Source organism: Candidatus Woesearchaeota archaeon (assembly GCA_003695435.1).
GTDB lineage: Archaea > Nanobdellota > Nanobdellia > Woesearchaeales > UBA11576 > J101.
Genome location: RFJL01000037.1, coordinates 1 through 12,779, shown reverse-complemented (window position 1 = coordinate 12,779; position 12,779 = coordinate 1). Strand labels below are relative to the sequence as shown.

Annotated in this window: 11 protein-coding genes; 7 read left to right on the top strand and 4 right to left on the bottom strand. The window is 41.4% G+C overall.

Annotated elements, in window-relative coordinates:
• Positions 1-15: 15 nt before the first annotated feature.
• Positions 16-915: a hypothetical protein gene (locus D6774_02495; GenBank protein ID RME77991.1), complete on the top strand. Its 900-nt coding sequence runs from the start codon at positions 16-18 to the stop codon at positions 913-915.
• Here the strand turns inward: D6774_02495 and D6774_02490 are convergent.
• The gene (locus tag D6774_02490; protein ID RME77990.1) at positions 887-2,845 is read right to left on the bottom strand and encodes an HD domain-containing protein; all 1,959 of its coding nucleotides are present in this window, start codon (positions 2,843-2,845) and stop codon (positions 887-889) included. The two genes, D6774_02495 and D6774_02490, sit on opposite strands and share 29 nt — an antisense overlap.
• A gap of 70 nt (positions 2,846-2,915) precedes the next feature.
• Here D6774_02490 and D6774_02485 point away from each other — a divergent pair, with 70 nt between their 5' ends.
• Positions 2,916-4,415 carry a hypothetical protein gene (locus D6774_02485; protein RME77989.1) on the top strand — a complete coding sequence of 500 codons (1,500 nt, stop codon included), beginning with the start codon at positions 2,916-2,918 and terminating at the stop codon, positions 4,413-4,415.
• Positions 4,303-5,130 (top strand): hypothetical protein, encoded by an 828-nt coding sequence (locus tag D6774_02480; GenBank protein ID RME77988.1) that lies wholly within the window; start codon positions 4,303-4,305, stop codon positions 5,128-5,130. The genes D6774_02485 and D6774_02480 overlap by 113 nt, the downstream gene beginning before the upstream one ends.
• On the opposite strand, the gene D6774_02475 is transcribed toward D6774_02480, so the two are convergent.
• Positions 5,114-7,378 carry a phosphoenolpyruvate synthase gene (locus tag D6774_02475; protein ID RME77987.1) on the bottom strand — a complete coding sequence of 755 codons (2,265 nt, stop codon included), beginning with the start codon at positions 7,376-7,378 and terminating at the stop codon, positions 5,114-5,116. The two genes, D6774_02480 and D6774_02475, sit on opposite strands and share 17 nt — an antisense overlap.
• 79 nt (positions 7,379-7,457) lie before the next feature.
• On the opposite strand from D6774_02475, the gene D6774_02470 reads away from it, so the two are divergent.
• From D6774_02470 to D6774_02455, 4 genes are read left to right on the top strand one after another with little or no spacing between them, the layout of a single operon-like run.
• Positions 7,458-8,234 carry a lipoate--protein ligase family protein gene (locus D6774_02470; GenBank protein ID RME77986.1) on the top strand — a complete coding sequence of 259 codons (777 nt, stop codon included), beginning with the start codon at positions 7,458-7,460 and terminating at the stop codon, positions 8,232-8,234.
• A gap of 47 nt (positions 8,235-8,281) precedes the next feature.
• Positions 8,282-9,022 (top strand): DUF91 domain-containing protein, encoded by a 741-nt coding sequence (locus tag D6774_02465; protein RME77985.1) that lies wholly within the window; start codon positions 8,282-8,284, stop codon positions 9,020-9,022.
• The gene (locus D6774_02460) at positions 9,009-9,437 is read left to right on the top strand and encodes a dUTP diphosphatase (GenBank protein RME77984.1); all 429 of its coding nucleotides are present in this window, start codon (positions 9,009-9,011) and stop codon (positions 9,435-9,437) included. Before D6774_02465 ends, D6774_02460 begins: the two co-directional genes overlap by 14 nt.
• Complete coding sequence (locus tag D6774_02455) at positions 9,434-10,036, top strand: uracil-DNA glycosylase (GenBank protein ID RME77983.1); 603 nt, start codon at positions 9,434-9,436, stop codon at positions 10,034-10,036. The genes D6774_02460 and D6774_02455 overlap by 4 nt, the downstream gene beginning before the upstream one ends.
• 1 nt (position 10,037) lies before the next feature.
• Here the strand turns inward: D6774_02455 and D6774_02450 are convergent, their stop codons facing one another.
• Both D6774_02450 and D6774_02445 read right to left on the bottom strand, forming a co-directional pair.
• The gene (locus D6774_02450; protein RME77982.1) at positions 10,038-10,325 is read right to left on the bottom strand and encodes a hypothetical protein; all 288 of its coding nucleotides are present in this window, start codon (positions 10,323-10,325) and stop codon (positions 10,038-10,040) included.
• A 43-nt stretch (positions 10,326-10,368) separates the two neighbouring features.
• The coding region (locus D6774_02445) for a hypothetical protein (GenBank protein ID RME77981.1) at positions 10,369-12,779 on the bottom strand (2,411 nt) is incomplete at its 5' end.

Here is a 12,779-nt window from a genome sequence, read left to right as displayed (position 1 = left end):
ACAATGTTTTGACGTATGGGTGATTTTACGGGTCTTCCGCGGGGCATGTACTTGAAAATGAGGCATTCTTTATATGATTTTTCTATATGGAAAAGAAAGGTTTTTAACACTAAGAGTGTAGGAAAATGTATGAAAAAAAGAACTGCGCTTATTCTTTCAGGAGGTGGATCAAGAGGTGCCTTTGAAGCAGGTGCAATTAGCGCACTACTCAAGAAAATAACGCCAGATGTCATTATAGGAACAAGTATTGGCGCAATTAACGGTGCAGTTATTGCAGGAGGAGCAAGTGCGCAGAAACTTGAAGAGTACTGGCGGTCAGCAAAATTTGAAGAACTTGTTCCTCAAGAACTAAGTCCCCTCTCCTTTCTTGAAAAGAGCGTCCTCGCCCACGAGGAAAAACTCGAAGAGCTTCTTCGAGAAATACTCCCTGTAAGAAGATTTGAACAATGCAAGATACCTCTGTTCATTAATGCCTTTAATGTAGATAAAAAAGAAGAAGTGATTTTTCACAAAGGACTTCTCATTCCCGCAATTCTTGCAAGTTGTTCGATTTACCCCTTCTTTCCACCCACCAAGGTAAACAATGAGCGCTTTATTGATACCCTCAAAGTACCAGACCTTCTAAGAGTGTATAAGAACTTTTCTTTTGATCGAGCAATTATTATTAATCTCTATGGGGACTTAACACCAACCTGGCAATTTAAAGTATTTCTCACATCACTCATTAATCAACTATCTAAAAAAAACCTCTACAAAAACATGCAAGGCCTTGAAAAACAAGGCGTTGAAATTATCTCAATTGAGAGCAAACATGCAATACACCCGGCAGATTTTTCTCACACGGAAGAACTTATTGAAGAGGGACGCAAAAAAGCAGAAGAATTGCTTAGGACAAATTTCTCATCTGATCAGTAAGTGCGTCAAACGCACGCAAAAATTCAAAATCATCACGTACCGCCTCAACAAATGAGTCTGCTGCTTCTTCGAAAAACTGCGTTCCTCTGTTCGAGAGAATTTCTTGTAATGCTTGGTCATGGCTAAGTTCAGCATCTCTTTGATACGTGCGAGTCCTTACTGCACTATACACATCGCAAGGAATAAAGAGTTGAACATGTAAGGGGATCTCTTCTCGAGGAACTCCTTGGTATCCTTTGCCGTCCGGACGTTCGTGGTGCAAAACAGCAAGTTCAATTACTTCGCGTTCTTCTCCTGCTAAAGAGAGTATATCTCCTCCAAGCACAGTATGCTGTCTAATTGCTCTTTTTTGCTCAGGGGAAAACCTTTCACCAGGGGTTCCCACATACAACCCTATTTTTCCAATATCATGAAGTATCGCGCCTTTGTGAAGGACTGATCTATCAATACGCGAAAGATCCGATCTACGAGTTCCTAATCTAAGATATAATTCAATAATACGCTCATAAGCAAGAACAACTTGCTTTGTGTGAAGATACGTGTAGCCATCAGTATTTTGAATAATCCTAAGAAACTCTTCGTACTGCTCTTCTCCGCGGGTGTTTTTTATGTACTGCATACCCGAAGCAACTGCGTGAACAATACGGGTTCTATACTCCTGCGCAGCGCACAGTTCTTCTCGAGCGGTGTGACTAAGTCTCAATAATTCATCAAGTACTTCTTCACGAGCAGCTTCAAAGCGAACGATACGTTGTTGTATGTCTATGAATGCACGAGGTGTGGGGAAAAAGAAATTTCTTCTCCTCTCTTTTTCAGAATAAAGACGCTCATAACGAGGGATGTTTGCTTTCTCAACTATTTTTGGCTTTTTTTCTTTTGAAACAAACCCCCCTATGTTCTCATCACATGCTTCGTCAATACTGCGTAGATACTCAATAACCTCTTGCAATCTGTGCGCAACTTCTAAATGTTCTTGTGAAGCCTCGTTTGCAGCTTGTACCTTTTTATGAATGGACTCTACATGCACATCCAATTCTTTGCTTAGCTTTGCAAGGTGACGTTCTGCCCTTCGAGCATTAACAACATAAGACCAGACTCGTCTCAAAAGACCTCCCTTGGGTGCAGGAACTGCTATATCCACATGATACCATAACTCAGGAGAGTCAAAATTCACTTTTTGTGCACTCGTTTGATGTTGAACAAGTCTTTTTGTCACCTCACTAATGTTATCAGAAAGGATAATTCCTTGATTTGCCTTCGTTGAGGTGTCGAAGAGAGGTAGTGTTTTAATCATGTGTTCGGTTTGTTTTGCATCAAAAAGAAGAACTTCCTCAAGGTTTTGCGGATAAAGGTGGTCTGAGCAATCTTCTAAGTAGTGTTCACGAACACGCCACTCCCATCTATACGTATGAATAGGCCCTCCCAATTCTTTTTCAAGATGTTTGACATGATCTTTGTCGAGTAAAGAAAATTGTGCGGGGGTTCTTAGATAGATGGCATCAGTAAAGTTTGGGGTGCCCTTAACCACTTCTTCATAAAGCCTCTCGGGATCAATGAGAAAACCTCCCAGAAGATAAATATCCCGTTCTGGATTTTGTAGTAATCGAAGGTTAAACTCTGCAAGAAAAGTATCCATTCCTCCCAAGTATTCTTCAAAAACCAATTTGCGAATAAGTGCATACGCAGGGCCGCTAATGAATCCCTTAGTATCTTGAAGTTCGTTACGAAATGCTTCATAATCGACCAAACTTGTTGATCCAGTGATTGTGTGAAATGCTTGGAGGACTAGCTCATCTCTTTTATTTTGATCACCAATCATGCTAAGAAGTATGTTAAGATACCTGTTAGTTGCAGCTTTGCGTCCAGGGTTGTTAAACGGTTGAGAATCTTTTAGTTTTAATTCAAGGCCGGCTCGCTGGGGGAGGTTCATATCAAAAACGTAAAGAGTAAAGCTTAAAAGCTTTAGTGCTCTATTTTACGTTAAAAGAGGAATACCTGCTATGCTTTCTTCCATTACCACGCTTTTACCACTCTCTCTTCTTGAAAAAATTGAGTTCAAAATACTCAGCTCACCTAAGAGAGCGCAGAGAATTCTCACTCGCATTCCTGATAAGGTATTTACGATAAATTCTCAGCGTAAAGCAGTGGAAATTGCACAAAGAGCGATTGATCGCGTTCCTGCATATGCAACATTTCTTGCTGACCAGCAGAGGATTAACTGCACTGTGAAAACAATTGAAGAATTTGAAGGCCTCCCCATAACAACAAAGGAAAACTATGTTAAAAAATATGGGTATGAATCACGTTGCGTTGGTGGAAAATTTCCGTTGTGCGGGAACATTGATGAGAGTTCTGGTTCAAGTGGAAAACCCACAAACTGGATTAGGGCTAGGAGGGAAGAAGATTTATTGCTCAAAGCAGTGGAGTTTGAGTACGTTTACACCTTTAAGCCACATCACGAACGCACCATCATCCTTTCTGCATGGTCCTCTGGTCCTTGGGCTACTGGTGTGAAGTTCTGTGAGTTAATGGAACATTTTGCGCTGGTGAAGAACACAGGAACAGATCCTCAAGCAATCATTGAAACACTAGAAACATTCGGTCCTGGCTATGAGTATATCATTGCAGGATACCCTCTTTTTTTACAAAAATTATTTGATGAGAATAAGAAATTTGCGTGGAAGGACTTCACCATCCACCTCCTTACAGGAGGAGATTCTAATCCACCTAAGTGGAGAGAACACTTTAATAGGTTTTTACAAGAAGATGTGAAGGTTATCTCTTCGTATGGATGTTCTGATATTGATATAGGCATTGGTTTTGAAACGCCTATTTCTCAGTTCATACGTGAACTCTGCGTTGAAAACCCAGATCTACGCGAAGAACTCTTTGAGGACAGATCCCAAATCCCCATGCTCTTTCAGTACAACCCGCTCATGCACTACATTGAGAATATAACAATAAAGGGGCAACCAAGTTTTTGTGTTACCTTGCTTGACCCTCACGCGGCAAGTCCAAAAGTTAGGTATAGTGTTGAGGACAGGGGGGGCGTAAGAGAGTTTAGTTCTGTTTTTAAGATTGTAAGGAGGCATGAACCTAAAAAACTAAGAGAATTCCTCGCTCATAATGATACTCCTTTACGATTGCCTTTTCTTTTTGTAGGGGGACGTGTTGATGGAACGCTGTCCTTTGATGGCGCTAACGTGTTTCCTGAACAAGTAGCTCATGCGCTCAGCCCTCTTAGAGATGTTGTTAATAATTTTGTGATGAAAAAGAAAGGGAGTTCATTTCTTCTTCAACTGGAGTTGAGAAAAGGTGCAAGGAGGATTTCTCGGAAAAGAGTTTCAAATATTATTGGTCAAGAACTCTCTAAACTTAACCGCGATTATGCGGAGAGTCTTGAGAATAATCATTTGCTCTTCCCTCAAATTGAGTGGTTCTCCTACGGCACAGGTCCTTTTAGAAAGAGTAACGCAATTAAGTTCAAAAGAATATGCTAAGTCACGTATGAAATTTTCCACTCAAAAAAATGATCTTGCTCATGCCGAACTTAAAGTGCTTGGAAGAAATATCCGCAAAGTAGGCGAGGGTAAGTTCACAGGATTTGTTTCTTGTTATCAGAGACTTGCATATACAAAAAAAGTGTACTTTGATAATGTTAGATGGGCGAATAAGGAGCCTTTTCATGCAAGACGCGCACATCTTCGTCCTGGAAGATCAGGCCATTCTCTTGATCCAAGACTTGCGCGGTTAATTGTGAATCTTACAGGTATTCGACGAGGAAAACTTCTTGACCCCTTCTGTGGAACAGGGGGTTTTTTGATTGAAGCAGGTCTTATGGGGCTTGATTACCAAGGATATGATATTGATGTGAGAAGTGTGGAAAAAGCAAAGAAAAATCTTTTGGCTTTTGGGCTTGAACCCGCTGTTGAAGTAAAAGATGCTTTAAGCATATCCAAGTCTTTTTCTTATCTGGTAACGGATCTTCCTTATGGACGAGCATCTAAGATTTCAAAAGATCTGGAGCTTCTCTACGCTGATTTTGCACGTATGCTTGCAAAGAAACTCAGAAAACGTGCAGTGATTGTAAGTCCGCACTTTCTTAATTTTTCTCAATTTGTAAAGAAAGAAAATAAACTCAAAATTGTTCAATCGTTTGACATCTACGTGCATAAGTCACTTACGAGAAAAATAGCAGTTATTGAGCGTCGTTAAGTTTATTCTCTATTTTAAAAACAACTTCTCGAATTTTTGCTACTGCGTCAGGATTTGCTGAAATACTGGTTATTCCTTTTTTCACAAGGAATTCAGCCATTTCAGGACGTGAACCTGCTTGTCCGCAGATGCTGGTTTCCACACCGTATTTTTGACAAATTTTGATAACTGCTGCAATTTCTCCAAGAACTGCAGGGTGCATTTCATCAAAGAGTTTTGCAATGCGCGAATTGTTACGATCAATACCTAAGGTGAGTTGTGTGAGATCATTTGTTCCGAAACTGACAAATTTAATTCCCTGTTCACAAATTTTATCCATAACCCAACACGCAGCAGGAGTTTCACACATCACCCCCCACGTAATTGTTTGAGGGTTGAGACCTACTTCTTGCATGATTTTTTTTGCTGCGCTTACTTCTTCTGCTCTGATGACAAAAGGGATCATAACGCCAACGTTAGTATACCCTTCATCATGTAATAGTTTTATTGCTCTGAATTCTGCTTTGAGTACTTCTGGCTCGTCAAGGCTTCTTCGTATGCCGTGCCAGCCGATCATAGGATCTGTTTCTTTTGGTTCCTTGTCTCCTCCTTCTAAATGACGGTACTCGTCAGTGCGAAGGTCTGATGTGCGTACCCAGACAGGTTTTTTGTCAAAAGCACGTGCGATGTCACGTAGACTTTCCACAAGCATTTGCGTGTACTCTTCTGCCTTTCCTTCGCGTATGTATTGTGAGGGTAGTTTTCCTGAGTTTGCTATGATGAGTTCTAGTCTGCAAAGACCGATACCATCTGCCCCTGTTTTTGCTGCTTTTTGTGCTACTTGGGGTAGGTCGCAAATAACTTTGACTCCTGTCTTGGTTTTGATATCAGAGTGAGCAAAGTCTTCATCTTCTTCGGGAATATCAACTTTTCCTCGGTATATTTTTCCAGCACTTGCGTAAACGGTGACGATTTCTCCTTCTTTAAGCGTTGTTGTTGCTTTTTCTGTTCCGACGACGCAGGGAATGCCCATTTCTCTTGAAACTATTGCTGCATGGCAAGTCATCCCTCCTTCATCAGTAACTATTGCTGATGCGCGTTGCATTGCAGGAACCATATCTGGTGTGGTCATAGTTGCAACCATAACATCACCACGTTCAACGCGGGTGAGATCTTGTGGTGTTTTTACAATGACTACTTTTCCAGAACCTACACCAGGACTTGCAACTTCTCCCTTGAGAATAGGATCTTGATCAATATTGATAATGCTCTTTTTCGCCTTTTTTGTGAGAGTGGTAATTGCTCTTGTTTGCACGATGTAGATAGTGTCTTCTTCAATTGCCCATTCAATATCTTGTGCTTTTTGATAGTGTTCTTCAAGTTTTTTTCCAATACTCGCTATACTTGCAACAGTTACGTCATCAAGAATACGTGCACTTTTTTTGTCTGGAGGAATTACTCTCCTTACTGTTCCTCCTGTTTTTTCATCGCGAAAGAGTCCCCATTCTTGTGTGCGAACTTTAACCTCTTTGATGGAGAGGTCTTCTTTGTTCACGATGTAGGTGTCTGGATTTTGCGCTCCTGAAACGATGGTTTCTCCTAATCCATATACTGCTTCAACAACGATCTCAGAAGGATCATTTGTTGAAGGGTTTGCTGTAAACATAATACCGGATATTTCAGAGTTAACCATTTTTTGCACAACTGCGCAAAGATAGACTTTTTCATGATCAAAACCGTTTTTCATTCGGTAGTAGATTGCACGTGCAGTAAAGAGGCTTGCCCAGCATTTGCGTACTGCTTCAAGGACGTTGTGCGCTCCTTTAACATTGAGAAATGTTGCTTGTTGTCCTGCAAAACTTGCTTGGGGAAGATCTTCTGCTGTTGCAGAGGAGCGAACTGCAACCCAGGGCTCAGAGTCTTTCATAACATCGCCATGCTCCATCATATGATATGCTGCCACGATTTCTTCTGCGATGTCCGAAGGAATTTGTGTGTTGATAATGAGTTCTTGAATAGTGTTTGCTTTTTGTTGAAGAAGATCGTTGTTTTGATAGTCTGTGATTTCTCTAAGACGAGTAAGAATTGTTTCTTTTATACCTGTGCGTTCGATGAATTCTTTGTAGCACGGAGCGGTAACGAAAAAACCGGGCGGTACCGGAAAGCCTTGTTGAGTCATCTCTCCGAGGTTTGCACCTTTTCCACCTACAAGTGCTATATCCTCTTTACCTACTTCACGAAACCAAGCTATGCGTTTGATGGGGTTCACCTCTACACTCCCCTATTTAAGAGAACTATTTAAAGGTTGGTACTAAACACATTTATAGAAAAACTGTTTTGAGAAGGATATGAACTGGAGAGTGATTCCTTGGGCTGCGTATGATGCGCATACGAATATGGCAATTGATGAAGCAATTCTTGAAGCAGTTCGTGATGGGAGAGCTCCTCCGACTATTCGGTTTTATGAATGGCAGGGAGGTGGTGTTTCCATTGGAAGACATAATCCTTCATCTCTTGTGCGTGTTGATCAATGCAACGCTGATGGAGTAGGTTATGTAAGAAGAATTACTGGAGGTAATGCTGTTTTTCATGGTTCTTCTGATCTTACGTATTCTGTGATTGCTCCTCACGAAGTGTTTGGAGAGGTTGAGGGGAGTTCTCTTAAGCGAAAAGCGTATGCGTGCATTCTTTCCTGGATTATTGATGCGCTTAGAACGGTTGGTGTTGATGCGTACTTGTATGGTTCTAACGATGTTCTTTATGATGGAAAGAAGATTGTGGGTAATGCGCAAAAGCCTTTGCAGAAGGTTCTTTTGCAACATGGATCGCTTTTTTATGCATCTACTGCTGATGAGTGGTCTGCGTATCTAAGAATTCCTGAGAACAAACTTGAAGGAATTCAAAACATTTGTAGCCTTGGTGTAGAGAGGGAATCCTTAAAAACAGCGTTATTTAATGCATTTACTTCTAATGATCTTGTGCGTTGTGTTACTGTTGAATCGTTAAGTGACGCTGAATATGCTCGTGCTTGTGAGCTGATTGATATGCGCTATGCGATTTCGTTTGAGGATGAGAGTGATGCGCGATCAGGAACGATTTGTGCTCTAGATATTCAAGAAGACTAGTAAATTTTAAATACCGTCTTTGAAGGATTGCTTGTGAAGGGGGAATCATGGAGTCAAAGATTGAGTTTATTCGATACGCTCTTAAGAATAATGAAACGGTAGTTCTTGCTGCGAGGTGCTCTGTGGAGTATGATGGACGGGCGCAATCTCGTCTTGAGGAGGGTGATAGGCTCATCATCATTAAAAAAGATAAGACTATTCTTATTCATCAGCCAGAGGGGAATAATCCAATTAATTATATGAAGCCTGGTGCTTTGCATTCTCTTGTTTTTGAGAATGGTTGTTGGGCGATCAAGTCTGAGGCTCCTTCACTTAAGGAATACCTTCTCATTAAACTAAGTGAGATTTATTTTGTGAACTCTCATGACTTACAGGACGGACAAAAAATCACTCTGGTAGGTTCTGAAAAAGACATGGCAGAGATGATTTATAAAAATCCTGAGCTCATTGAACCCGGTTTTAAACCTCTTTCAATGGAAGAGCATACTAAGTATGGTTTTATTGATGTTTTCGGCCTTGATGCTCGGGGAGTGTTGGTTGTTGTAGAGTGCAAGCGTTACGTTGCAGATGTTTCAGCGGTGCAACAGCTTAGACGCTATGTTGAGAAGATTAAGGATGTTAAACAGTGTGATGAGGTTCGCGGCATCATTGCTGCACCGAAGATGACTGCTAACGCTCTTAAAATGCTTCGTGATTGGCATTTTGAGTTTGTCGAGGTGAACCCACCGAAGAAGTTAATGATTGAAAAATCTCAAACAACGCTTGGAGGTTTTTATGCTCAAAGTTAAGATTAAATTACATCCTGATGGAAAAGAGCCACTTTACGCTCTTGAAGGAGACGCTGGACTTGACCTCTTCACTCGTGAGAAAATAGTTCTCGCGCCAGGTGAGCGTAAACTTGCACCAACGGGTGTGTATTGCGCAATTCCTCAAGGATATGAAATGCAGATTAGATCTAAATCGGGTTTAAGTTTAAAACATGGTGTGATTGTGCTCAACTCTCCCGGAACAATTGATAGTAATTACCGAGGAGAAATTGGAGTTATTCTTTTTAACACCTCTGATAAGCCCGTGGTGTTTGAAAAGCATATGAAGGTTGCGCAAGCAGTGTTTAATAAGATTCCAAAAGTTGAGTGGGAACATGTTGAAGAACTTGATGAAACTCAGCGCTCAAGTGGTGGTTTTGGGTCTACGGGGCGATGAACAAGGCACAAGAACTAAAAAAACTTGAAGAAAAAATCTTGCGAGATTCTTCTTTGCCTCTTAGGGAGTCTGCTACGAACCTCGTATTTGGTAAGGGCAATCCTGATGCGAAAATTCTGATTATTGGTGAAGCGCCTGGAAAACAAGAGGATTTGCAAGGCGTTCCTTTTGTGGGTGCTGCGGGGAAGAACCTTGATAAGTTTCTTCGAACAATTGGACTTACTCTTGACGATGTCTACATTGCAAATGTTGTGAAGTACCGCCCCCCCGAGAATAGAAATCCTACAGTTCGCGAGATTGAAATGCATGCTCCGTACTTATTTGAGCAGATTAGGATTATTAATCCACGTGTGATTTGTCCTTTGGGTAATTTTGCAACAAAGTACATTCTTTCGGGGTGTGATACGCAGAAAATGAAATCTGTAGGTGGAATTTCTTCTTTGCACGGTAAACCTGTTAATGTTATGATTCATGGCGAGGTGCGAAGAGTGATTCCTCTTTATCACCCCGCAGCACTTATTTACAATCGTAGTTTAATTCCTGAAATGGAAGCAGATTTACGCATAGTAAAAGAAGAAATTTCAAAGATTCACAAGTAATTTAGAATATTTTTTTGAGTTGTTCGTCTATTTCTTTGAGACGCGTGTTCACATCGGAAAAGGTTTGTTGACGTTCTTCTCTTATTTTTTGCGGAGTTGCAACAATTCCTGAAAGCACTGTTGCAAGTGCGAGAACAAAGAACATCGTAATAAGCGCGCTTGAGACTGGTCCTTCTCCTCCTGCTGCTGCGCCCGTTATGGAGGGTCCTGAAAGAGAAATGACTCCTATCATTGCGAGAAGAAATAGTGAAGTAACAATGCTTGTTGCAAGTTTTCCTCTTTTGTTCATGGTACTTAGTGAGCAGCTAGTATTTATAAACATGTTTATTACACTACTTAAGTTTATTGAGATCTTCCTGAAGTTTTTCAATGTCCTCGTTAAGCTTTTTGATACGATCGCTTGTTTTCGGGAGCATCATTTTTTCTTTAAGCCAGTGAGGCGCTTCTCGTAACGCCCTTGCTTTAAGAAGAACCGCGTGTCCTATGCCATTGAGTTTTCTCATTGCACGCAGTGCAAGGTGCTGTTTTTTATTAAGCTCTTTAACCTCCTCCCAATGATCTTTGAGTTTTTGATCAACTACTTTTTCAGCATTCTTTCCCTTTGGCACATGCAACTTTTGTCTAATGATGAACATGCGAATATCATTGCGTTCATAGTACACGAGGGCTACTGCAAGTAAGGTGAGTAGAACTATGAATAGTCCTGTGTAGAGAAGTACCGCAACTTCCCGACCTAGTGCGCTTACTGCAGATATGCGCAGACAATCACTCGGGCAAGTAACAGGATTCTCATCAACGCCGCACACACCATTTCCACAACTACAACCAGTAGGATCTGCAACTGCTTTTGGATCGATTTCTTTTCCGTAGAGTATGTATGTACTTTGAGGGTTGCATGAATCAATGGTCACCCGTAAGAATTGCTTGCCCGTGTAATCTTCTTGAATTTGGCCTGCAACGATTCTCTCAATAACTTTTCTTGATGTTTCATCATCAAGGAGGTCTACGTGGGATTGGTCTATTTCCCAATAGTTTTCACATTGGTTATTAATTTCTTCTCCTCCTACGAGTCTTGCTGAGAGCGTGGAAACAATACCGTCATTATCAATTCCTTCAAAGAGGTCCAATGTTTTTTTGAACAATACAAGGTCAAGTGCTATGGGTTTTGTTCCTGCTATGACATAGTAGTCTACATTTGGAATGCGTTCTATTTGTTCGCCTTTTGTGAGTAAGTTTATTGTGTCAGGCGATACTTTTGAGAGGGGATACGCTCTGTCTACGAAGTTTGCAAGATAGGTGTAAAGGTTTTTATACAGATCTGCTCCGGGAGATCCTTTGTTGGGTGTTCCTATAAGGATTACTTTACGTACAGATTCTATAAAGCTATACCGAGAAGGATCTTTTTGGTGTTCGTCGTAGGCGTAGCGAAGAGCTTCTTGTGCGATGATACCTCCTAGGCTGTGTGCTACGACGTAGAGGTTATCAAATGCTTGTTGTTGTGTTTCTAGTTGGTTTGCAAGGTCTCTTGCAATAAGCGTTATGATTTGATCTGAGGGGTAACCAAAGGTCCATGCCTGCCAGGGTTGTTTAGTTACACGTATGTCATTGATGATTGCGTTGAAGGTTTCTGGGCTTGCGGCAAGGCCGTGAATGAGGAGTACTGCGTCGCGTGATGGTTGTGGCGGTGTGTGGACAAGTTTGAGTTCTGAAACATCACAAGACGTGCATATGGTTTCCATAAGAGCAAGTGTGAGGATGTCATCTTGTGCGAGTTCTTGCGGGTTTTCAATAACTACATGCACTCCTTGTTCTCGTTGCTCGCCTCCTACGAATACCCAAAGAGGAGGGTCTTTTTGCACAAGCGCGAATGCCTGCACACTTGATGCGTTGGTGCTTGCCTCATAGGGAAGGGTGATGTCAAGCGTTCCTTTAGTGTTGTGAAGTTCTATTTCTATTGGCGTTCCTACGATGCTTAGTGCTTTGTTTGCAGCAGGAGGGAGTTCTTGGGTCGGACTGCGTAGTTGTATGCGTGCTGAGGAGTCGTTTAGAACTGCAACTTTTATTCCCTGCGCGCCGATAAACGCAGATTCTTGAGTTATGGTGACGTTGAGTTTTTGAAGTTCGTGCAGTTTCGTTGCTGGTTTTTGTTCTATTGTTTCTCTTTGCTCTGATCGTACTTGCCCGTCGCAAATGAGTTGAGTTACTTTTTGAGTTGTTTGTGGTAAGCAATCCGAGCCAACACATTCAATGAAGCCAATATCTACATAGTTTTCAGGAATGACAAGATCAAGTGTGATTGAGCTTCCAGGAACACAATCTACTGTTATTGGCTCGAGCAGAGGTGTTGTTCCTTGAGGTATGAGCTGTGTGAAATTAATCTCTTTTTCAATGATTTTTGGTGTTTTTGTGCTTTGAGTTTGTATGCAAGCAAGACTATTGCTAAATGATTTCGTGCTTGATGTTTCTTTTGTTGTTTGTGTTGTTTGTTCCGTTTGTACTGTTTCTTGTTCTTCTTGGGTTTCTTCTTGTTCCTGCGTGCACGACTGTGACTCTCCAGGTTTTCCAGAGGTTGTACCACAACTATTGATATCAGTGCACGTTCTTGTCTGAGCACCATTAATGCACTCCGACCACTGCGTACACGTCCAGTCAGGAGTGCATTGCGTGCACGACTGTGACTCTCCAGGTTTTCCAGAGGTTGTACCACAACTATTGATATCAGTGCACGTTCTTGTCTGAGCAC

Coding starts and splice junctions, on each gene's coding strand:
- D6774_02495 (RME77991.1), top strand. CDS start 16: ATGGGTGATTTTACGGGTCTTCCGCGGGGCATGTACTTGAAAATGAGG.
- D6774_02490 (RME77990.1), bottom strand. CDS start 2,845: ATGAACCTCCCCCAGCGAGCCGGCCTTGAATTAAAACTAAAAGATTCT.
- D6774_02485 (RME77989.1), top strand. CDS start 2,916: ATGCTTTCTTCCATTACCACGCTTTTACCACTCTCTCTTCTTGAAAAA.
- D6774_02480 (RME77988.1), top strand. CDS start 4,303: ATGCGGAGAGTCTTGAGAATAATCATTTGCTCTTCCCTCAAATTGAGT.
- D6774_02470 (RME77986.1), top strand. CDS start 7,458: ATGAACTGGAGAGTGATTCCTTGGGCTGCGTATGATGCGCATACGAAT.
- D6774_02465 (RME77985.1), top strand. CDS start 8,282: ATGGAGTCAAAGATTGAGTTTATTCGATACGCTCTTAAGAATAATGAA.
- D6774_02460 (RME77984.1), top strand. CDS start 9,009: ATGCTCAAAGTTAAGATTAAATTACATCCTGATGGAAAAGAGCCACTT.
- D6774_02455 (RME77983.1), top strand. CDS start 9,434: ATGAACAAGGCACAAGAACTAAAAAAACTTGAAGAAAAAATCTTGCGA.
- D6774_02450 (RME77982.1), bottom strand. CDS start 10,325: ATGAACAAAAGAGGAAAACTTGCAACAAGCATTGTTACTTCACTATTT.